Genomic DNA, 18,360 nt, shown 5'->3' on the forward strand with positions numbered 1-18,360 from the left:
AAAGGAGGATCAGGAAATGCCCCGGGCAGCGCGGCGGAATTCAGCCTCATTGCCGATGGCGGCCACGGCTTCCGCTTCGGAGATCACGCCGGCCTGGTAGGCTGCCACGGTGGAGTGCAGGAAGGTCCGCGTATTGGGATCGCTGCCGCGGTTCAGGTAGTCCGCGATGTCTCCGATGTGGCGTTTGGCAATCCAGTCACGCACGGCGCCGCCGTTTTGGAGGTGTTCCGTCAGGAGGACCAGCTTGCCCTGAACATTCGGGACGAGTTTCTGGCACAAAACGCCGACCAGCTGATGCGAAAGCAGATGCAGACCCATGCCCACCTGATCCGGGGGGAAGAGATTTACAAAGCGTTCCATCGTGTCGGAAACCGTGGCGGAATGCATGGAGGCGAGCACGAGATGCCCCGTCTCGCAGGCCTGCAGGGCGGTGAGAGCCGTTTCCTGATCGCGAATTTCTCCCACGAAAATCACATCCGGTGCCTGGCGCATGGCGCTGCGCAGACCGCGCGCAAAGGTGGGCGTGTCCCGCCCGACTTCGCGCTGAGTGAAGAGGCAGCGATTGTTGGAAAAAATGTACTCCACAGGGTCTTCGATCGTGACCACATGCCGGGCGATGTTTTCATTCATCCACTGCAGCAGCGCGGCCAGCGTGGTGGATTTCCCCTGGCCGGTGGCACCGGTGACGAGGATCATGCCATGCTGTTTCTGGGCCCAGCGCTGCAGCAGCCAGTCCGGCGCGCCGAGTGTGTTCAGACCGGGAATGTCAGTGCGGATGCGGCGCAGCACGGCGGCCATGCGGCCAAGCACTTTATGCAGATTGACGCGGAAACGAGTATGTGTGCGTGAAATGAGGCCGGAGTCGCGGTCCGTGTCATTGAGCGTGTCTCCGCCGCAGGCCTGCCACAGGCCTGCCATGTGCGGCAGCAGCAGCGGATCATCGCCAAAGATCATGAGCTGCTCATTGATCTTCATTCGCGGCACCTCGCCTTCCTGCAGAAAGATGTCACTCGCCTGGTGTTCTTCTGCGGCTTGGAGGATGTCATCGAGGGTAATGGCCATGGTTGTGCAAAAGCTAGCGGGCGCCGCTCATGTGCTCAAGCCTGCTCTCCGGCTTTTGTTACAAAGTATCTGATTCAGCGATGTGATTTTCGAGCAGCTTGCCGCAGTACCACAGCATGCGCGGCAGGTGGAAGGGGCCTTTCCACATGTTGCCCTTCAGCTGCACGGAGGGCCTTCCATCGCGGTGCAGGTAGCCAAACCACTCGCCGTGCAAGGCATCGGGGAAATGCTCAAAACTCCAGTCATGCACCTGCTGGTGCCACTGCGCATACTTTGCATCTCCCGTGATGTGCCACGCGAGCTGCGTGGCAATGACGGCCTCATTGTGCGGCCACCAGAATTTCATGTCGTGCCAGTACTCCTGCACTGGTTTACCGAAGACATCGCGGAAATAGAAAATGCCGCCATGCTCCGCGTCCCAGCCACGCTGCCACATGCCGTCGAGGATTTCCAAACCGAGCCTGATGTAGCTTTTCTCGCCACGCCAGCGGCCCTCATGCAGGATGAACCACGCGCACTCCAGCGCATGGCCGGGGTTCAGCGTGCGGCCGTCGAAGTGGTCAATGAGCGATCCATCGGGAGAAACGACCTCCATCAGCGCGCTGATGTCCGGTTTGAAAAAGTACTGCTGAATCTCCAGGATAAAGCGGTCCGCCCATTCCGAGCAGGTATGGCCGGAGATCTTCACATCGCCCAGGTTCACGCGCAGCTCCTGCGCCGTGGCAATGCCGATCATGAGCGCGCCAATGCCCATCATCGGCCGCGTATTCGGCTCGATCTTCGGGTGCAGCAGACCCTTCTCAAAAGAATACTTCAGATAGGTGGCGAAGTCCCGTTTGGCACGTTCCGCATAGCTCTCATCGCCCGTGGCCTTGGCATAGGCGGCATGCGCAATGGCAGCAAAGGCCTCGCTGAAAACATAGCGTCGCATGCGCAGGGGCCTGCCCTCGCGGGTGACGGTGAAGAAAAGCTTTCCCTCGGTGGAGTAGCCGTACTTCTCCAGAAACGCCAGGCATGAGCCTGCGGCCTCGATCCAGTCACGACGTTTTTCCACTGTGTTGTACAGCGTGGAGAGGGTCCACGCGGCGCGTCCTTGAAACCAGATGCTCTTGTCCGTATCCAAAATGGACCCATCACGATCCAATGATGTGATGATTCCATCAAACTCAGCATCCATGCCGTGCTTCATCCAGAACGGCATCACGTCTTTCAGCAACGTGTCGCGGTAGAGCGCCTTCAGGTGCAGGCGGTGGGCGGGGTCGGCAAGCGTGCGGTTCATCGCGCCCACTCTGGCTGCTCTGCGGAAAACGTCACGCGTTCCTTCGTCAAAGGATGCGTGAAGGTGATGCGCAGCGCATGCAGGCAGAGCGGTGGATCGCCCACGGCCAGCGTTTGCGTCTCGCCCACGGAGCCGTCAGCCAGGTAGGTGGCGTCTCCCAGGATCGCATAGCCAAGGTGCCAGAGGTGGATGCGGATCTGATTGGTGCGGCCGGTGAGCGGGCGTGCCTCCAGCAGCGCGGTGCCATCGGCATCGCGACGCAGCACGCGGAACTCCGTGCGGGCCTCCTGGCCTTCGGCATCGACGTTACGGCCACCGAGTTTTCCTGCCTCGCCGCTCACGGGTGCCTCGCAGGCAAACTCGTCCTGCGACGGATGCCCCTTCACGCGGGCGAGATAAATCTTCTCCACCTCACCACGCTCAAACTGCGGCTGCACAAAGCTGGCGAAATGCCGCGTCTTGCACAAAACAGTCACGCCGGTCGTGTTGGCATCCAGCCGGTGCACACTGCGCGGTTTCAGCGGATGCCACACGGTGTTGAGGATAAACTGCAGCGTGTTGCGATTGAACCTGCCGCCCACATGTACGGGCAGCGGCGCGGGTTTGTTCAGCACGATGATGGCCTCGTCTTCACACAGCACGCGGATGTCTGCATTCACGTCTGGCTCCCGTTGCGCGGGTTTCAGGTGCAGGTAGCGCTCGCCTGCGCGCACGATCTGGTGCGCGGGGACGATCTCGCGGTCATCCGTGACGATGCGGCCCTCTTCGCACACGGCCAGCCATTGCTCGCGCGGGATGTGCGGCATCACATGGCAGAGACAGTCAAGGATGCTGGTGCTATCGCAGGCCTCGGGCACATTGAGCGGGCGGGTTTGATCATAAGGCACGCTGCCCGGCAGCGGTGTCACGGCTGCGCGCAGGGCGGCGTGGCGCTGCTCCAGGTTTTCGCGCTGCTGCTGCTCACTTGTTTTAAAACAGTAGGGGCAGGACACATGCTCCACGTAGCGCGGGTCGGCCTGCTCCTCGGAGGTGAGGGGTGTCTGGCAGGCGAAGCACTGGGAGGAAGCCGTCTCGTGCAGGCCGGGATCGACCCCCACGCGCTGATCAAACACAAAGCATTCGCCCTCGTAATGGGCGCTGCCGCATTCTTCAAAATACTTCAAAATCCCGCCTTCAAGCTGCCAGACATGCTCAAAGCCCTCACGCTCCATGAAGGGCGCTGCTTTCTCGCAGCGGATGCCGCCGGTGCAGAAGGAGACGATCTCCGCTTTCTTCATCTCCGGCGGCAGTTTGCGCACTGCTTCGGGAAATTCGCGGAAGGAATCGACGCCGGCCACCACGGCCCCTTTGAATGTGCCGAGCTTCACCTCGTAGTCGTTGCGTGTGTCATAGAGGATCACCGGGCGGCCTTCATCCAGCCACTGCTTCAAAACCTTCGGCTCCAGCCGCGGCGAGGTGTACTTGGCCGGTTCGATGCCCTCGACACCGAAGGCGATGATCTCCTTCTTGATTCGCACCAGCATGCGCCGGAAAGGCTGCTCCAGGCTTTCACTGTATTTGGGCTTAAGCGCCTCCAAACCGGGGATGCAGCGCAGTTCATCGACCAGCGCATCGACATTCTCCCGCGCCCCTGCCACGAACATGTTGATGCCTTCCGTGCTCAGCAGAATCGTCCCTTTCAGGCCCAGGTGCCTGCAACGTTCCAGCAGGCGTGCACGCAGATCCTTCAATCCGGAAAGATCGGCGAACTGATAGCATGAAATGTTGGTGATCGTGGCGGCGGAGGCTGACATGGACGGTGGAGAAAGCACACGAACCGGTGAATCGCGAGTGCAAATCCGTAGTCCGGGCGCAGGAATGGAACAGTGGGCAGCAATTCAGATCAAGCTTGCCATTCCCTTCCGTTCCCGCTCCATTCTCAGGCATGAAACCCCTGCTCCTTCTTATTGTTGCCGCTGCCAGTGCTCACGCCGCCGACTGGGCGGTCTGGCGCGGGCCAAATCATGATGGCATTTCAACGGAAAAACTGGCGGGAACGTCGGTGAAAAAAGTCTGGGGAACTCAGATTGGCATTGGCTTTTCTTCTTTCACGGTGGCTGCCGGTCATGTTTACACCACCGGGCACGCGGATGGGAAAGACACCGTTTTTTGCCTCGATGTGGAAACCGGAAAAACGGTGTGGAAGCACGACTATGCCGCAGATCTCGGGGACAAGTACTATGAGGGTGGCACCTCGGCCACGCCCACCATCGAGGACGGCAAAGCCTACCACCTGAGCCGCTGGGGGGATCTGATTTGCTTTGATGCCGCCACGGGCAAGATCGTCTGGCAGAAGAACATCCAGAAGGAAACCGAGGCGGACATCCCGGACTGGGGATATGCAGGCTCTCCGCTCGTTTCCGGAAATCTGCTCATCGTCAATGTCGGGAAAGCGGGGACTGCCGTCGAAAAGGCCACGGGGAAGACCGTGTGGACCAGTGACAAGGCCAGCTCCGGCTACTGCACGCCGTATCCCATCACGGTGAATGGAAAAGCCCAGGTGGTGCTCAGTTCAGGGCGAGCCTACAAAGGCGTAGATCCCACGAGTGGAGCCGTGCTGTGGGAGCATACATGGTCCACCAGCTACGGGGTAAATGCGGCTGATCCCATCCTCAGCGGCACTCAACTCTTCATTTCCACCGGCTACAACAAAGGCTGCGCAGTTCTCGACATCTCTTCCGGCAGTCCCAAAGAGGTCTGGCGCAGCCGGGTGATGAAAAATCAGTTCAACTCCAGCGTGCTGATCGAAGGCCACCTTTACGGCAGCGATGGCGATGAAAGCAAGGCAGCCAGCCTGAAATGCATCGACTTTGCCACCGGCACCGAGAAATGGAGCGAGGGCGGCGTGGGCTTCTGCTCGCTCACCGCAGCGGCCGATGGCAGGCTCATCATCATGACCGCCAAGGGCGAACTCATTATCGCCAAGGCCAGTCCTGCCAAGTTTGAGCCTCTTTCCCGCACTCCGGTGCTCACCGGCCGCTGCTGGACGGCCCCCGTTTTCGCCAACGGTCACATTTTTTTGCGCAATGCGACGGGTGACATGGTGTGCCTGGCGGTTCAGTAATCGGTGTCATTCATTTCCTCAATACAAGCTCACAAATGGTCGATTGGTCACAATGAAATGACGGCTGGACGTTCTGACGCGCATGAAAACCAGCACACACTCCTCCCACCTTATCCCGCTCTGGCTCAAAGTGGCCTACACCGTCTTCATGGCGGTTTTGATTCCCGTTTACTGGTACCACTACGGACCGACAAACTTCCTGTATTTCTGCGACATCGCCCTGCTGCTCACTCTTGCGGGGATGTGGATGGAGAGTCCGCTGCTCATCTCCATGCCAGCCGTGGGCATATTAATGCCGCAGGCGCTGTGGTGCGTGGATTACTTCGTACAGCTTTCCGGTCACTCCATGACAGGGATGACGGCTTATATGTTTGACGGTGCAAAGCCGTTGTTTTTGCGCAGCCTCTCGCTCTTTCATGGCTGGCTGCCTTTTCTGCTGGTCTTTCTCGTTTGCAGACTCGGCTACGACAAGCGGGCTCTCAAGGGCTGGTCGGGCCTGGCTTCGGGCCTCTGCGTGGTGGCATTCCTCTGGCTGCCGAAGGCAGGTGAAACACTGCCAGACCCCAATCTGCCACGCAATGTGGACTACGTCTTTGGCATGAACGATGCACAGCCGCAGACCTGGATGAGTCCGGAGTTGTATCTCCTGACATGGATTGGGGTGCTCATCATGGTCGTCTATGTGCCGACGCATTTCGTATTGAAGAAAGTCTGCCCTACGCCCGAACACGCCGCCGCCAAACGCGCATGAACGCCCCCACCCCGACCCTTGAATCAAACTGGCAGCGCGGCTTCTGGAGCCTGATGGGCACTCAGTTTCAGGGCGCGTTTTCCGATAACGTGCTCAAGTGGCTGGTCATCTACCTGGTCATCGCGCAAAAACTGCCCAAGGAGCAGCTTGACGCGCTGGTGTCAGATTCAGGCATGTATTTTGCGATACCCTTCCTGCTGCTGTCCATGCTGGGAGGCTGGATGGCGGACCGCTTCAGCAAACGCAGCGTGATGATCGGCGTGAAGACCATGGAGATCGGCATCATGGTTTTTGCCACCTATGCGCTGCACTCCGGCAGGATGGGACTTCAACTGGTGAGCATCTGCCTCATGGGAGTGCACAGCGCCTTCTTCGCAGCATCCAAATACGGCTCCCTTCCTGAACTGGTGCCCGCCGACAGACTTTCGTGGGCCAATGGCATCATCGAGATGCTCACCTTTCTGGCCGCGATCTTCGGCACTCTGGCCGCCGCGTGGCTGGCGGAGAGCTTTGCGGGCAAGCCTGCGTGGTCCGGCGGCATCCTGCTCGGACTTGCCATGATCGGCTGGCTCATGAGCCTTGGCATCTCCCGCGTGCCTGCTGCCAGTCCTGGCAAGCTGCTGCGCCTCAACTTCCTCGGCGACCTGTGGCGTGAGTTTCAATGGATGCGTACGGACCGCGACCTGTGGCGTGCCAATCTTGGCAACACCGGCTTTTTCTTCATCGCCGTTCTCATTCAGATGAACCTGGTGCTCTACGCCGAGCAGGTGCTGCACATCAAGCCGATGGAAAACAGCGCACTTCAGGTGGCGCTGGCGGTCGGCATGGCGGCGGGCAGCCTGCTCGCCGGAAAGCTCAGCGGCGATCATGTGGAGTATGGCCTCATACCACTCGGCGCTTTCCTCATGGCTGCGATGGGATTTGCACTCGGCTGGTCCGAGATTCCCAAGGCTGCCTTCACCGTCTGCCTCACGCTGCTTGGCATCGGTGGCGGCATGTTTATCGTGCCCCTGGCGGCGGTGCTGCAGCATCGCCCCCCGGCGGACCGCAAAGGCTCGGTACAGGGGGCGGCCTCATGGCTCTCCTGGGTGGGCATCTGCGCCGCTGCTGTATTGCAGAAGGAACTGAACACCCGCCTCGGCTGGACACCAGGAAACATTTTCTGGTTCTGCGGAGCCAGTGCCATCGTAGGCGGGGTGTATGTGACGATGTCCCGTCCGCAGGCGCTCCCTGCTTTGCTCAAACGCTGGACTCACGGGGGCCATGGCTGAGATCCTTTTGCTTCCATTCGGCAGCGCCGGCGATGTGTTTCCTTTCATCTGGCTTGGGCGGCAGCTCATGGCGCGCGGGCATCATGTGCGGATGATCACCGCCTGCTTGTTTGAAGACAACGCGCGTCGAGCAGGGCTCGATTTCATCCCACTTGGGGAAAAGGATGAGTTTGAGGCGATGATCCGCGATCCCCGCATCTGGCAGTCGGGGATCGGCACCAAGGTCGTATTCGAATTTGCCGCGAAATCGGTGGAGCCCTACCTGGCGGCCATTGAGAGCTGTGGCCAGGTAGATCTCATGCTCGCGCCAGTGACCGCATTTGCCGGGCGGCTGGCTCGTGAAAAGCACGGCATCCCTCTGATCACGGTGCACCTGCAGCCCGCGGTATTTGTAAGTGCATACGAAACGCCGCTGCTGCATCCCGCCATGCGGTTCTTCAACAAGCTGCCCGTGTGGCTGAAGAAGCGGATTCTTTCCCTGCCTAATCCCGTTGATCTCTTCGCACTGCCAAAAGTTCGCCGCATCTGCGCAGCCCATGGCGTCAGGCCTCCACGCAGCCTGTGGCGTGAGTGGTGGGACTCGCCGGATGGGGTGCTCGCCATGTTTCCCGATTGGTTTGCGGCCCCGCAGCCCGACTGGCCCGCAAATCTGCTGCAATGGACCTTCCCGCTCGAAGACCTCGCCAAGGAGCAGGTGCTGAAGCCGGAGTTGCTGGCTTTTCTTTCGAGTGGTGAGCGGCCTGTCGTCTTCACCCCTGGCAGTGCGAATGTGCAGGCCGCACGCTTCTTTGCCGTGGCGGCAGCTGCTGTGCAGCGAATCGGGTGCCGTGCTGTCTTCGTCACGCGCGAGCCGAAACAAGTGCCACAGGGGCTGCCCGCGAGCATCCTGACTGTGGAATATGCCCCTTTCAGCACGCTGTTGCGACACGCAGCGGTGTTTGTGCATCATGGAGGCGTGGGAACGATGTCGCAGGGATTTGCCGCTGGGGTGCCGCAGCTTATCATGGCCATGGCGCATGACCAGCCCGACAATGCGGCTCGTTTGGAGAGACTCGGTGCGGGCCTTGGCCTAAACGTGCGCCAGTTCACGCCGGAGCGTGTGGCGCTGGAGCTGAAGCGGCTGCTAAACGATGCGGCGATACGTCAGGCTGCGCTGGAATGCGCTGCGAAAGTGAAGGATGCGCCTTCACGGGATGTCCTGCTGCAATGGGTCGAGTCACACCTGGAATGAGCGCATGGATGCATCTGCCTCCCAGATCCCCGAACGCCGATTCGGCCTGCTGCAGGCCACGGCGCTGAACATGTCCAACATGCTCGGTGCGGGGCCGTTCATCACCATCCCTGCGCTGATGCTGACCCTAGGCGGGCCGCAGTCCATGCTCGGCTGGGGCGTGGCCCTGGTGCTGGCTCTGGCGGATGGCCTGGTGTGGAGCGAGCTGGGCGCGGCGCTGCAAAAGTCCGGCGGCTCCTATGTGTATCTGCGCGAGGGCTACGGGCGCGAGAAATGGGGGCGCTTCATGGGCTTCCTGTTCATCTGGCAGTTCATCCTCAGCGGACCTCTGGAACTGGCGACGGCCTACGTGGGCGTGGCGCAGTATGTGCAGCCGCTGTGGCCCCGGAGCAGCGAGTTCACCCGGCTGTGCGTGGGGGCGGGCGTGGGCTTGCTCATCATCTTGTTGCTCTACCGGCGCATCGAGTCGATCGGCAAAATCATGATCACGCTGTGGGGCGGTGCGCTGCTGGCCATGGCCGTCGTCATCGTCACGGGCGTGCTGCATTTTGATGCCAAAGTGGCGTTCGATTTTCCTCCGGATGCGTGGCATTTCGACGCCGCCAAATGGATTGCACTCGGTGCGGCGGCACGCATCGGCATGTATGACTACCTCGGCTACTATGACATCTGCTTCATCGGCGATGAAGTGCAGCAGCCGGGAAGGGTGATCCCGCGTGCCGTGATGCTCAGCCTTGTGCTGGTGGCGCTGATTTACTTTGCGGTGAATCTCTCCATCATCGGCGTGGTGCCATGGCGTGAGTTTGTGAGCGCCGAGGGCGTGAGCAAGCCGGTGGTGACGATGATGATGGCCAGGATCTATGGCAGCGACTTTGCGCAACTCTTCACCGGTCTCGTGCTGTGGACCATGGTGGCCTGCTGCTTTGCCATGCTGCTGGGCTACTCACGCATCCCGTATGCGGCTGCACGGGATGGCAGCTTCTTCAGCCTCTTTGGCCGCCTGCATCCGCGCCTGGGCTTTCCGCATGTGTCCTTGATCGTCGTCGGGGTCATCGCCGCGGCGGCCACGTTTGTGAAGCTGGGAACTCTGATCGATGGGTTGCTCACCACCCGCATCGTCGTGCAGTTTGCGGGACAGATCGGCGCGCTGGTGCTACTGCGGCGCGTGAGGCCGGAGATGGAGCGGCCGTTTCGCATGTGGCTCTATCCTCTGCCCGCCCTGCTGGCGCTGGCTGGCTGGCTGTACCTGCTCGTCACGACCGACCGCTTGCTGATCGGGTATGGCATGGTGGCGCTGCTGCTGGGCTGCCTCGTTTTCCTCGCCTGGAGCTGGAAGACCCGCCGCTGGCCATTTGGGGGGACAAAAGAGGCTTGATTTGCAGGCCCTGAACCGATGTATTTCCCACATGACACGCATCCTCACCTGCCTGCTGCTCCTCACCGCCTTCCTCCACGCCGATGAATTTGATCCCAAGGACAGCACCATCGTGCTCGGCAAGCGCGTGGGCCTGATCAAACCCGGCATGACCTCCACCGACATCGAGCGCGCCTACGGAAAGGACAACCTCAAGCTGCAGAAGATTCCCGGAGCCGAGGGCGAGGAGATCGATGGCGCGAAGCTGTTTGCAGAAACGGACCGCGAACTGGAGATCGTGTGGGACCCGGACAACGAGAAAAAGAAAGTCGTGTTCGACATCCGTGTCATCGGCAAGGCCTGGAAATTTGACAACGGCCTCAAGTCCGGCATGACCGTCGAAGAGGTGGAAAAGATCAACGGCAAGCCCTTCAAGATCGCGGGCTTTGAATGGGACTACGGTGGCTACGCCAACTTTGAAGGCGGCAAGCTGGATGGCAAAGTCAGCATCCGCTTCAGCCCGACCGTGGAGAACATCCCCGAATATCTCAGCGGTGACAAACAGCTCTCCTCTTCGGACAAGAAACTGCGCGCCGCCAAGCCGGTAGTGGATGAAGGCATCTCTGTCTTCATGCGGTGAGCGAATACACCGCGACATCGACCCCTGGCGAGCCGATGACGTGGTCCGGCGGACGCTGGGGATCTGCAAACCCCGCCTGCCGCAGCGGGTTCACATCCCACGCCTCCAGCGCGGCCTCGGCCAGCGGATAGGGCGAGTGGTACACCTGTCCGCAGCGGATGCCACGCGCAGATGGGAGAAGAGCAGGTAGCGCTCGGCCAGAAAGAAGGCGAGCGAGCCTGCTTCAGCATGTCGCGTTTCCTTTCCAAGGCGATAACGGTAGTGCGACTCCGCCGGCTCACCGCGTCGCTGGCAGCGGTAGTCGATCCAGCCCTCGCTCACTGCCGCGCTCATCCTGGCATGCTGATACGGCAGGTGAAAGAACCTGCGCGCCGTCCATACCGCGAGCGGCTGATTGCAGTCCAGCGAATAGAACCACACACCGGGCCGACCCTGCTCATCATGCACATAGGTGCGCACGTTGAGCTCCAGAAAGTCGCTGACGCCCCGCATCGCGGGAAGGAACCGCGGGCGGATGCCACGCATGTAAAACGGCACGATGGCCAGCCAGGCTTCGCCCTGAAAGGTGTCCGCGAACAAGCCAGGTGGCAGCGTGCGCTGGATCTCCTCAGCATTCCACCGCCAGTGCAGGAAGAGAAGGCTGGCCCATGACTGGTACATCACATGGGCACGCACCGGGCGCTCGCGGAAGGCGAGGCGGTGTTCAGGCGTGGGTAAGACTGGCATGGAGAATGGAGGCAGCATACTGCATACGCGCATGACGGCAGGGAAATGCGATCACCACTAAAATGAACTCCCGCATTTCCGCCCGTTTGAGATTTTGCAGACCCTTTTTGTTCCTGCTGGCTCTCACGGGACTTTTATCTTGCTCCATGAAACAGCCCCCTCTGCAAACGGTGCCCTATGTGGATCTCAAACGCTACATGGGCGACTGGTACGTCATCGCCCATCTGCCAAACTCGCTGGAGAAGGGCAAGGTGGGCACGCTGGACCGCTATCTGCTGCGGCCTGATGGCAGGATCGACAACGCCTTCCTTTTCCACAAAAAGAGCTTGGATGCGCCGCTGCAGCAGTGGAAGGCGCTGGCGTGGGTGCACAACAAACAGACAAATGCCGAGTGGCGTGTGCAGTTCATCTGGCCCCTGCGCTCACCCTATCTCGTCATCGATTTAGACAAAGAATATCGGTGGAGCGTGGTGGGGCATCCAAAACGGAATCTCGGCTGGGTCCTGAGCAAGAGCCCGACGATGGATGAGGCGACCTATCAGGGCATCTTGCAGCGCCTGGCGAAACAAGGGTATGACGCCAGCAAGTTCGAGAAGGTGCCGCAGGTGACGAAGGGGTGATATAAGAAACAGGATGCATCATCCATTGCGTTCATTCGACGGCGGCTTCGAACCTCGGCAAACAACACGGCCTTCAACGATTTCTCGCTGAAGGCCGTGGAACAAGAAAAAAAGAGGGCGCAATTACGCAAACAGCTTCGTCACCGGCTTGGCCTTCACCAGTTCACGCGGCTGATTGAGGTGATTGTAAACAATCGTCTCGGGATCGATGCCGACGGCATGGTAGATGGTGGCGAGGAGTTCGGTCGGATGCACAGCGTCTTCCGCAGGGGCGGAGCCGGTGGCGTCGGACTTGCCATGGACGTAGCCACGCTTGATGCCGGCACCACCCACGACGGCGGTGTAGCAGTAAGGCCAGTGGTCACGGCCGTCGGCGCTGTTGCCGTTGCCGCTGGTGGACACGCCTTTCTCAGGGCTGCGTCCGAATTCACCGAGGGCCACGACGATCGTTTCATCCAGCAAACCGCTGGCGTCCAGATCTTCAAACAACGCGCTCAGGCCCTGGTCCAGCATGGGGCCGGACTTCGTCTTCATACGCTCGGTGAGGCCCACATGGTGGTCCCACGAGTGATTGTCCGAGTTCGCGACCTTGGGCCAGATGACTTCAACCACACGGGTGCCAGCCTCAAGCAGGCGGCGGGCGAGCAGGCAGCTCTGCCCAAAGGTGTTGCGGCCATAGCGGTCGCGCAGTTTCTCAGGCTCACGGTCCAGAGCGAACGCATCGCGCGCACGGCCGCTGGAGATGAGATTCAGCGCCTGGCTGTAGTAGCTGTCCAGGCTCATGTCCTTCACTGCAGCTTCGATTTGCGGCATCTGGTCATTGATGGCATCGCGCAGCTTGGCGCGGCGCTCCAGGCGCACGCTGAAGAGGTCCGGGCGGAGCTGGAGGTCATCGATCTTGATGCGGTCCATCTTGCCCATGTCGAGGTCATCGCCATCGGGGAAGAGCGTGTAGGGATCGTAGGCCTTGCCCAGGAAACCCGCGCCGCCGCCTTTGCCGACGACGTTGGACTCCTGCAGCGGGCGTGGAAGCTGCACGAAGGGGAGCATCGGCTCCTGGAGCGGCTTCAGGCGCACGATGTTGCTGCCGAAGTTCGGGAAGTCCTTGGCGTTCGGCGGCTCAAGCTGGCCGGAGGGGCTGACCTTGTCCGTCGTGTAGCCGGTCATGATCTGGTAGATGGCGGCCGTGTGGTTGAAGAGACCGTTCGGCGTGTAGCTCATTGAATTGATCATGGTGAACTTGTCGTTCACCTTCGCGAGGCCGGGGAGGATCTCGGTGAAGTGCTTGCCAGGAACTTTTGTCGGGATGGTCTTGAAGGCGCTGCGCACCTTGTCAGGCACATTCTCCTTGGGGTCCCACAGGTCCAGGTGCGAGGGGCCGCCCTGGAGGTAGATCATGAGCACATGCTTGGCCTTGCCCCAGCCGGCGCGGCCGGCGTTCGGAGAATTCGCCGCCATGGCCTGGCCACGCAGCACGTTGTTGAGCGTGAGGCCCATCATGGAGCCTCCGCCCACGCGCAGGATGTCACGGCGCGAGAAGCCGAGGTTTTTGTCGCAAAGGTCTTTGCCGGGAACGCCAGGGATGCGGAACATGGGGTGCTAGGGGTGGAGATGGAAGGTCAATATCGGGGGCATGTACGACAAGGAAGGGCTGATCTTGCCAATTCAAGGCCAGATCGTCAGGCCTGGGCAGGAAACTCCATGCCGGGGGCGGGGATGAGGCAATGAACTGATTTTGCCAGCGATGTCCGATTTCTATCGACGAGGAATCAGCCTCCATGCTATCGGCGTTTTTGCCATGAATGAAGAATTTAATCCCTATGCCGCTCCGAAGTCTGTCGTCTTGACTGCACCTGCCACAGAATCGGAGCTGCCCCTCGCCAGTCGCTGGTACCGTTTGGTGGCTTCCTTCGTCGATTCGCTCATTCTCATGGTCGTATTGATGCCGGTGCAATTTTTAACCGGCACCTTCGAAAAAGAAGCTGCTCGTCAGGCTGCTGGCGGGTCCGTCTTTGCGTTCAATCCCGAAAACATCCTCTGGAGTGCGGGCTCGCTGGCGCTCATGATCGCAATCAACTGGAGCTTCCTTCTCAACGGGCAGACGATCGGAAAGAAAGTTCTCAAGATTCGTATCGATCGCATCGAAGGCGGTGCGTGTGACCGAGCCCGCATTGTCACCCGCCGCATGTTGGTCATGCAGGTGCTTTATCTCATCCCAGTCATCAATTTCATCTTCATGATCGTGGACTGCCTGATGATTTTTCGCAGCAACAAGCGCACATTGCATGACGAGATCGCCGGCACCAAGGTGGTGGACCTGCGCTCTCAGCTTGGCTGATCATCACGCCCGCTATTCTTGACGAGCACACTTCTTCCGCGGGCGAAACGGATGCCAGAGCTGGCCCAGGTAGTTTTTTGAAATCGGCTCGTGGATGCCGAAGGCTTCGGGCTCATGATCAGGGCAGCGGTAGGTGCCAAAGAGGATGTCCATGAGCGGTGAGATGTTGGCGTAGTTCCCCGCGTCCCGCGCCTTGTCGTGGTGCCAATGGTGCAAGGCCGGCGCCCCGAGAATCATGCCCAGCGGCCCGATGGGCAGCCGCACATTCGAGTGGATGAAGATGGCCCACAGCCCCCGAAACGCCAGAAACCCAGCCAGCGTCTCCAGCGGAAAGCCAAGGATGAAAGCGGGCAGATTGATGATGCCCACGGTGTAGATGGTGTCCAGCGGATGCTCGCGATGCGCCGCCAGCCAGTCCAGATGCTCCGCGCTGTGATGGATGGCGTGGAAGCGCCACAAGAACGGTGCCGTGTGCTGCAAACGGTGTGCCCAGTAGATGAGGAAGTCGCTCAGCACCACCATCTCAAGGGCCTGCAGCCACCACGACTGTGCCGCCACACCCGCTCGAAAATGCCGAGGCACGACGCCATCCAGCCACCCACGGAAATGATTCAGCGCCAGGAACACCAGCCCGCTCCAGAGCAGATACTGGCCGAGGAAAAAACAGATGTCCGTCCAGAAAGCCGGGCGGAAAAACTTCTGTCCCTCACGAGCCGGGAACATTTTTTCCAATGGGCGGAACAGCACCACCAGGAAGAGCAGGCTGGCGCCCGTCGAGAGGATGATGGCGGGGAGGTTCATGGGTTGCTGGGAAAGGACCCCTGAGGTTGTACTGCTGGAGGAGACAGTTGAAAAAAGGTGGGTGGAAACACGATTAAAGATTTGGAGCTTGAACCCATTGTTCTCATGAGGGGAAAATCCGTCGGGAGTTTTTCATGGGACCGTATTCTTCCGCTCATGCCCCAGCCGGAGCCGTCACCTCCTAAAACGCGCTCGGCCATGTGCAATTGGGCAATCGCCTCGGCAGGTACGAAAGAGTTGAAGTGGAAAAGGTCGGGGCTCGTGGACTGGACTGGCGGCGGATCAATCAACGGGCGGAACGGTGAAAATAACTGGCCTGATTTGGACCCCGCCATGATGCGCTGCTCGGTTGCCTTCGATTGAAAATGCTTTGGCACGAGTTTTTCGAGAGTCGGCATGCTTTCGCTGGCACTCCCGTCGCTGCCGCGTGTACGCAGGGTGCTTGAAGTCGTGTCAGGCATCCAGATAGAATTGCCTGGACGTTCATCGAGTGCGCTCTGCACTTGGAGATCGTGGGAGCTTGAGGCGGCCAATGCGGCAATCGGATCGTCGCCTGAGGCAGAGAAAGTTAGCGGTGCCAGGGGCCTTTCCGCCATCGTGTCAGCCAAGTCCCGAGCGGAATGGTGTGAATACACCACGTAGCCTGTCAGCAGCGTGAGCGACGAAGCCAGCACTGCGAAGCGTGTGATTTGAGATGACGCCTTCATACAGATTCAGATTGAGCTGCATACTCCCCTGATGGCGTGCGTGGAGACCCTGTCGTCTTCCTGCAATAACTCCCACGTGAATGCCATGGACCGCAGGGCGCTCGGCACGGGCTGCCTCCGGAGCCAGAAGGTTTCCCACCGCGGCTCGCAGTTGATGCTGTAAATGATGTGGCCGCCCGGGATCGGATCTTTCGGACGTGCGGTGATATCCACGATCAAACCGTCCGTTGTCACCAGTTCCCAGAAAATCGGATCGCGAACCATCGTTTGATTGCTCAGGTCAATCAGCCGTGCGTCGGGATTCAGTCGTTCTTGAAGTGGCTTGAGTTGGGCGCCGCTTAACCATGACAAGTTCCAAGTATCATTTCTTAACTTGGTAAGGGGACGCGAAAAGAGCAGCATCGGTATCGGCATCGCCTGACTGCAGACTTCTTCTTGCCACCCGTTTACCCAGCTCTCCACAGCGCCGTTGTTTGCGGTGTTTTCCGCCCATGCTGGCAATGCCCTGGCATTGCCTCCCACTATTGCTACGGCAGATATCAGTGCGGCGAATCTCATGGTTTTGGCGTTGGATTGGCGGGTTCGGTGCACCCGCCTTTCGTGGCTGGTGCTGGTTCCACTTTGCGAACTGAAAAGACAGGTTGAGTGAGCGCCTTGGAGCTTGGCATGATGAACTCCGGCTCAGGTTCTTGTTCTGCCGCCTGGCCCTTGGATTGGGTATGAATCACATAGGCTGACAGCAACGTGAGCGACAATACCAGAACTCCAAGGCGGGTGAGTTTGGAAGGTAGGTTCATGGGTGAATGAAAAATGATTTTTCTAGCGAGGCCAGGGGTTTACCTCTTCAGTCTGCCAGAATCGATTCGTGATTTTCAAAGTCAGTGAGCCTCCTGTGCCCAACGACACACTGATGAGCGGTGTCGGATAGACAGCCGTTGGAGCAGGGAGTCTTTTCGGCCAGAAAAATTTCCGCCATTTGTCTTCGATCTCGTTGTTTCGAAGATAAGAAGAAAACTCTGGCGGGTTGCCTCGCCACAGAGGGTCGTAGAGTATGAGGCTATTCAGACATTCTGGAGTCGTATGGTGCCGAGCTCTGTCATAAAATGATGAGAAACATGGGCGATCTCCTAGCCAGACAGTTCTGGCATCGGGATTGATGGGATCAGAGAGCAGATGATGCTCCGTGCTGGTGAGCAGCGAAAACCAGTCAGGCTTTGGCAGCGTGAGGAGCAACTGCGGCACTGGCTCCGCAAGTTTGCAGACTTCATCCTTACCATCTTCGAGCCAGCTTGCTAAATCGCTGTCAATCAGGGTCAAGGCTTTCAATGGCTGCGCATGGCTCCCCAGCAACAATGCCAGAAGGGCGGCCCAATACAATTTGGGTGTTCTACTCACGGCTTCACAGGTTGCGGCAGCGCGCCAGTTTGCAAAGCACCCGAACTAATTTTGATGCCCGTTGTGAGTGACTTGCTGCCCGACATGATCATGGGCGGAGGCGGGCCGATTTTGGAACTGGGCCGCATGGCCGGATTGGCTTGTTTGTGGGCAAACCAGGAGCAGCCGAGGAGCAGCCCCAGGGAAGAGACAATGACAGCACTGCGCAGGCAGGACCGGGCACGCGGCGAGTTCATGCCGGCCATGCTACTGTGAAGCCGGGTGGGGTGTCGAGAACATTTCTTACAGGACTTGGCTTGCTGATGAACACTTTTGAAACAGGCCTGCATCACCGCTTGATCCAAAGGTCCAATATCAAAGAACGGATTTTCTCGCCAGGGTATGAGTCAATAGTCCTTCCGCCACAGATTCTCACCTTCTGCGGAAAGCCGCTTCGGAAGTGGTATTCCCAGAGAGCTGACATCTTCACAGTGAGCCAGAGAATAGGTGACGGGACGGATAGCCGAAGGTGCACGCATCTTCTTCAGCCAGGAGAATGCGCCACCATATTCTTCCGGCACGTGCACGTCAAAAACAGGCGGCTGCCAAAGAGGGAACAGTTGAAGACGAGCATAGGAGAGGGGTTGGTGCGTGGCTTCAATCATGCGCCTGGACTCGTAACAAGAATAGTTTTGGATGCCGACAACCGAAGGCATCACGAATGCTTCTGTATTCAGCCAGTCCGTGTTGCTTTGATACCGCCACGAGTAACGCCTGTCAGGAAAGCAAAGGGGATAAAAGTAGAGAATCTTGAACTCTTCGGGCACCCAGATACTTCCATTCCTGGTGGCAGATTTGCCAGGTCGTCCTGGATAGCTGTCGAAGAAAAGCAATTGCGGTACGGGGAGGCTCTGCCGCAGCGCTTCATTCATCCACCAGGCGTTCCAACGCTGGACATCATTTTCCTCGGCGGGGGATGGTGCGGCGGCTGCAATCTCGGAACGACCATGACCCTCCATGACCGTGAGCAAAATCATCGCGGCAAAGATACGCAAAACCGATCTCATCCCATGACGCTACTTTGATCGTCGGGTGAATGTCCA

At 59.3% G+C, this 18,360-nt stretch carries 20 protein-coding genes; 8 read left to right on the forward strand and 12 right to left on the reverse strand.

Going from position 1 to position 18,360, the window contains the following annotated elements; translation table 11 throughout:
* Positions 1 to 9: 9 nt before the first annotated feature.
* The 3 genes from ACILSO_RS02700 to ACILSO_RS02710 are packed head-to-tail and all read right to left on the reverse strand — an operon-like array spanning position 10 to position 4,134.
* Positions 10 to 1,062 (reverse strand): type IV pilus twitching motility protein PilT, encoded by a 1,053-nt coding sequence (locus ACILSO_RS02700; protein WP_395735823.1) that lies wholly within the window; start codon positions 1,060 to 1,062, stop codon positions 10 to 12.
* 58 nt (positions 1,063 to 1,120) lie between these two features.
* Positions 1,121 to 2,341 carry an AGE family epimerase/isomerase gene (locus ACILSO_RS02705; protein ID WP_395735824.1) on the reverse strand — a complete coding sequence of 407 codons (1,221 nt, stop codon included), beginning with the start codon at positions 2,339 to 2,341 and terminating at the stop codon, positions 1,121 to 1,123.
* Positions 2,338 to 4,134 carry a sulfurtransferase gene (locus tag ACILSO_RS02710; protein WP_395735825.1) on the reverse strand — a complete coding sequence of 599 codons (1,797 nt, stop codon included), beginning with the start codon at positions 4,132 to 4,134 and terminating at the stop codon, positions 2,338 to 2,340. Before ACILSO_RS02710 ends, ACILSO_RS02705 begins: the two co-directional genes overlap by 4 nt.
* A 131-nt stretch (positions 4,135 to 4,265) precedes the next feature.
* On the opposite strand from ACILSO_RS02710, the gene ACILSO_RS02715 reads away from it, so the two are divergent.
* The 6 genes from ACILSO_RS02715 (at position 4,266) to ACILSO_RS02740 (ending at position 10,691) form a co-directional block, all read left to right on the forward strand.
* A complete protein-coding gene (locus ACILSO_RS02715; RefSeq protein ID WP_395735826.1) occupies positions 4,266 to 5,444 on the forward strand; it encodes a PQQ-binding-like beta-propeller repeat protein in 1,179 nt (392 codons plus the stop codon).
* Positions 5,445 to 5,526: 82 nt separating this feature from the next.
* Positions 5,527 to 6,195, forward strand: a complete 669-nt coding sequence (locus ACILSO_RS02720; protein ID WP_395735827.1) for a hypothetical protein — start codon at positions 5,527 to 5,529, stop codon at positions 6,193 to 6,195.
* Positions 6,192 to 7,466 (forward strand): MFS transporter, encoded by a 1,275-nt coding sequence (locus tag ACILSO_RS02725; RefSeq protein ID WP_395735828.1) that lies wholly within the window; start codon positions 6,192 to 6,194, stop codon positions 7,464 to 7,466. Before ACILSO_RS02720 ends, ACILSO_RS02725 begins: the two co-directional genes overlap by 4 nt.
* Positions 7,459 to 8,697: a glycosyltransferase gene (locus tag ACILSO_RS02730; RefSeq protein ID WP_395735829.1), complete on the forward strand. Its 1,239-nt coding sequence runs from the start codon at positions 7,459 to 7,461 to the stop codon at positions 8,695 to 8,697. Before ACILSO_RS02725 ends, ACILSO_RS02730 begins: the two co-directional genes overlap by 8 nt.
* Positions 8,698 to 8,701: 4 nt before the next feature.
* The gene (locus tag ACILSO_RS02735; RefSeq protein ID WP_395735830.1) at positions 8,702 to 10,072 is read left to right on the forward strand and encodes an APC family permease; all 1,371 of its coding nucleotides are present in this window, start codon (positions 8,702 to 8,704) and stop codon (positions 10,070 to 10,072) included.
* A gap of 31 nt (positions 10,073 to 10,103) precedes the next feature.
* Positions 10,104 to 10,691, forward strand: coding sequence for a hypothetical protein (locus ACILSO_RS02740; RefSeq protein ID WP_395735831.1), 588 nt, complete (start codon positions 10,104 to 10,106; stop codon positions 10,689 to 10,691).
* A 90-nt stretch (positions 10,692 to 10,781) separates the two neighbouring features.
* Here the strand turns inward: ACILSO_RS02740 and ACILSO_RS02745 are convergent, their stop codons facing one another.
* Positions 10,782 to 11,417 (reverse strand): YqjF family protein, encoded by a 636-nt coding sequence (locus ACILSO_RS02745; protein ID WP_395735832.1) that lies wholly within the window; start codon positions 11,415 to 11,417, stop codon positions 10,782 to 10,784.
* A gap of 146 nt (positions 11,418 to 11,563) precedes the next feature.
* Between ACILSO_RS02745 and ACILSO_RS02750 the strand changes: the two genes are divergently transcribed.
* Complete coding sequence (locus tag ACILSO_RS02750) at positions 11,564 to 12,037, forward strand: lipocalin family protein (protein WP_395735833.1); 474 nt, start codon at positions 11,564 to 11,566, stop codon at positions 12,035 to 12,037.
* Between the two features lie 123 nt (positions 12,038 to 12,160).
* Here the strand turns inward: ACILSO_RS02750 and ACILSO_RS02755 are convergent, their stop codons facing one another.
* Entirely contained in the window at positions 12,161 to 13,630 is a 1,470-nt protein-coding gene (locus ACILSO_RS02755) for a DUF1501 domain-containing protein (RefSeq protein WP_395735834.1), read from the reverse strand.
* 151 nt (positions 13,631 to 13,781) lie between these two features.
* Between ACILSO_RS02755 and ACILSO_RS02760 the strand changes: the two genes are divergently transcribed.
* On the forward strand, positions 13,782 to 14,375 hold the full coding sequence (locus ACILSO_RS02760) for an RDD family protein (protein ID WP_395735835.1): 594 nt from the start codon (positions 13,782 to 13,784) through the stop codon (positions 14,373 to 14,375).
* 12 nt (positions 14,376 to 14,387) lie between these two features.
* On the opposite strand, the gene ACILSO_RS02765 is transcribed toward ACILSO_RS02760, so the two are convergent.
* The 7 genes from ACILSO_RS02765 to ACILSO_RS02795 form a co-directional block, all read right to left on the reverse strand.
* Positions 14,388 to 15,176 carry a sterol desaturase family protein gene (locus tag ACILSO_RS02765; RefSeq protein ID WP_395735836.1) on the reverse strand — a complete coding sequence of 263 codons (789 nt, stop codon included), beginning with the start codon at positions 15,174 to 15,176 and terminating at the stop codon, positions 14,388 to 14,390.
* Positions 15,173 to 15,883: a hypothetical protein gene (locus tag ACILSO_RS02770; RefSeq protein ID WP_395735837.1), complete on the reverse strand. Its 711-nt coding sequence runs from the start codon at positions 15,881 to 15,883 to the stop codon at positions 15,173 to 15,175. The genes ACILSO_RS02765 and ACILSO_RS02770 overlap by 4 nt, the downstream gene beginning before the upstream one ends.
* Positions 15,884 to 15,889: 6 nt before the next feature.
* Complete coding sequence (locus tag ACILSO_RS02775; protein ID WP_395735838.1) at positions 15,890 to 16,441, reverse strand: hypothetical protein; 552 nt, start codon at positions 16,439 to 16,441, stop codon at positions 15,890 to 15,892.
* The gene (locus ACILSO_RS02780; RefSeq protein WP_395735839.1) at positions 16,438 to 16,680 is read right to left on the reverse strand and encodes a hypothetical protein; all 243 of its coding nucleotides are present in this window, start codon (positions 16,678 to 16,680) and stop codon (positions 16,438 to 16,440) included. Before ACILSO_RS02780 ends, ACILSO_RS02775 begins: the two co-directional genes overlap by 4 nt.
* Before the next feature lie 22 nt (positions 16,681 to 16,702).
* Complete coding sequence (locus ACILSO_RS02785) at positions 16,703 to 17,278, reverse strand: hypothetical protein (RefSeq protein ID WP_395735840.1); 576 nt, start codon at positions 17,276 to 17,278, stop codon at positions 16,703 to 16,705.
* Complete coding sequence (locus ACILSO_RS02790) at positions 17,275 to 17,514, reverse strand: hypothetical protein (protein WP_395735841.1); 240 nt, start codon at positions 17,512 to 17,514, stop codon at positions 17,275 to 17,277. The genes ACILSO_RS02785 and ACILSO_RS02790 overlap by 4 nt, the downstream gene beginning before the upstream one ends.
* A 150-nt stretch (positions 17,515 to 17,664) precedes the next feature.
* Entirely contained in the window at positions 17,665 to 18,324 is a 660-nt protein-coding gene (locus ACILSO_RS02795; protein ID WP_395735842.1) for a hypothetical protein, read from the reverse strand.
* Between the last annotated feature and the right edge of the window lie 36 nt (positions 18,325 to 18,360).

The sequence above is a fragment of the Prosthecobacter sp. genome, from assembly GCF_044226605.1.
Taxonomy (GTDB): domain Bacteria; phylum Verrucomicrobiota; class Verrucomicrobiia; order Verrucomicrobiales; family Verrucomicrobiaceae; genus Prosthecobacter.

What these genes read in the sequence shown, in the direction of transcription:
- ACILSO_RS02700 (WP_395735823.1), bottom strand. Translation starts at nt 1,062, where the DNA reads ATGGCCATTACCCTCGATGACATCCTCCAAGCCGCAGAAGAACACCAG.
- ACILSO_RS02705 (WP_395735824.1), bottom strand. Translation starts at nt 2,341, where the DNA reads ATGAACCGCACGCTTGCCGACCCCGCCCACCGCCTGCACCTGAAGGCG.
- ACILSO_RS02710 (WP_395735825.1), bottom strand. Translation starts at nt 4,134, where the DNA reads ATGTCAGCCTCCGCCGCCACGATCACCAACATTTCATGCTATCAGTTC.
- ACILSO_RS02715 (WP_395735826.1), top strand. Translation starts at nt 4,266, where the DNA reads ATGAAACCCCTGCTCCTTCTTATTGTTGCCGCTGCCAGTGCTCACGCC.
- ACILSO_RS02720 (WP_395735827.1), top strand. Translation starts at nt 5,527, where the DNA reads ATGAAAACCAGCACACACTCCTCCCACCTTATCCCGCTCTGGCTCAAA.
- ACILSO_RS02725 (WP_395735828.1), top strand. Translation starts at nt 6,192, where the DNA reads ATGAACGCCCCCACCCCGACCCTTGAATCAAACTGGCAGCGCGGCTTC.
- ACILSO_RS02730 (WP_395735829.1), top strand. Translation starts at nt 7,459, where the DNA reads ATGGCTGAGATCCTTTTGCTTCCATTCGGCAGCGCCGGCGATGTGTTT.
- ACILSO_RS02735 (WP_395735830.1), top strand. Translation starts at nt 8,702, where the DNA reads ATGGATGCATCTGCCTCCCAGATCCCCGAACGCCGATTCGGCCTGCTG.
- ACILSO_RS02740 (WP_395735831.1), top strand. Translation starts at nt 10,104, where the DNA reads ATGACACGCATCCTCACCTGCCTGCTGCTCCTCACCGCCTTCCTCCAC.
- ACILSO_RS02745 (WP_395735832.1), bottom strand. Translation starts at nt 11,417, where the DNA reads ATGCCAGTCTTACCCACGCCTGAACACCGCCTCGCCTTCCGCGAGCGC.
- ACILSO_RS02750 (WP_395735833.1), top strand. Translation starts at nt 11,564, where the DNA reads ATGAAACAGCCCCCTCTGCAAACGGTGCCCTATGTGGATCTCAAACGC.
- ACILSO_RS02755 (WP_395735834.1), bottom strand. Translation starts at nt 13,630, where the DNA reads ATGTTCCGCATCCCTGGCGTTCCCGGCAAAGACCTTTGCGACAAAAAC.
- ACILSO_RS02760 (WP_395735835.1), top strand. Translation starts at nt 13,782, where the DNA reads ATGTCCGATTTCTATCGACGAGGAATCAGCCTCCATGCTATCGGCGTT.
- ACILSO_RS02765 (WP_395735836.1), bottom strand. Translation starts at nt 15,176, where the DNA reads ATGAACCTCCCCGCCATCATCCTCTCGACGGGCGCCAGCCTGCTCTTC.
- ACILSO_RS02770 (WP_395735837.1), bottom strand. Translation starts at nt 15,883, where the DNA reads ATGAAGGCGTCATCTCAAATCACACGCTTCGCAGTGCTGGCTTCGTCG.
- ACILSO_RS02775 (WP_395735838.1), bottom strand. Translation starts at nt 16,441, where the DNA reads ATGAGATTCGCCGCACTGATATCTGCCGTAGCAATAGTGGGAGGCAAT.
- ACILSO_RS02780 (WP_395735839.1), bottom strand. Translation starts at nt 16,680, where the DNA reads ATGAACCTACCTTCCAAACTCACCCGCCTTGGAGTTCTGGTATTGTCG.
- ACILSO_RS02790 (WP_395735841.1), bottom strand. Translation starts at nt 17,514, where the DNA reads ATGAACTCGCCGCGTGCCCGGTCCTGCCTGCGCAGTGCTGTCATTGTC.
- ACILSO_RS02795 (WP_395735842.1), bottom strand. Translation starts at nt 18,324, where the DNA reads ATGAGATCGGTTTTGCGTATCTTTGCCGCGATGATTTTGCTCACGGTC.